This is a genomic window from Psychrobacter sp. AOP7-B1-24, from assembly GCF_052376215.1.
In the GTDB taxonomy this organism is placed as follows: domain Bacteria; phylum Pseudomonadota; class Gammaproteobacteria; order Pseudomonadales; family Moraxellaceae; genus Psychrobacter.
In genome coordinates this window covers 1-569 of sequence record NZ_JBQSVL010000206.1, presented here as the reverse complement: position 1 = coordinate 569, position 569 = coordinate 1, and the positions used below count along the sequence as shown (strand labels likewise).

2 protein-coding genes are annotated in these 569 nt (G+C 33.7%); both read left to right on the top strand.

Going from position 1 to position 569, the window contains the following annotated elements:
- On the top strand, positions 1–205 hold a 205-nt coding region (locus tag ACT3QP_RS15025; protein WP_444526060.1), incomplete at its 5' end, for a hypothetical protein.
- A 5-nt stretch (positions 206–210) separates the two neighbouring features.
- Positions 211–569 (top strand): hypothetical protein (locus ACT3QP_RS15020; protein ID WP_444526059.1); only part of this gene is annotated, 359 nt, incomplete at its 3' end.

Here is a 569-nt window from a genome sequence, read left to right as displayed (position 1 = left end):
TAATCCAGACAGCGTTTTAAACACACGTGAAGGTATTTTAACTGTGCTTGGATTTTGGGAATGGAAAAAACTTAATAAAAAATCGGATAAAGGTGCAATTGCTGCAGCAGTTGATTCAATCACTAATGATGTGAATTATCACACAACAAGCCGCCAAAAGCGTAAAGATAACTTTACAAAATTTTATGCGATTATGGCAGACTAAATATTATGAATTATAAATCTTTTTTCTTAAGTCTTTTACTGCTTAGTGGCTGCGCTTACTCCTCAGATGAGACTGATGATAAGCAAATTGGCGCTTCTTACAACGCTTTTTACAATGCTTCATTCCCCGAACTAGCAGTCACAGAAAGTGATGACGGTTCATCAGTAGTAAAATACCAAACGGCTGATGGTATGAAAGTAATTCAATTGCCAACGAGTAGAACATATAATCAGGAACTACGATATTTTGATGTCGATACTCGCTCTAAGAATACAAATTATTTATCAGAGCAGAGTGATTTAAATTACATATTAGGTAATTTTACTAATAACCGATTTCTAAATCCATATCCTTTATTACAAAT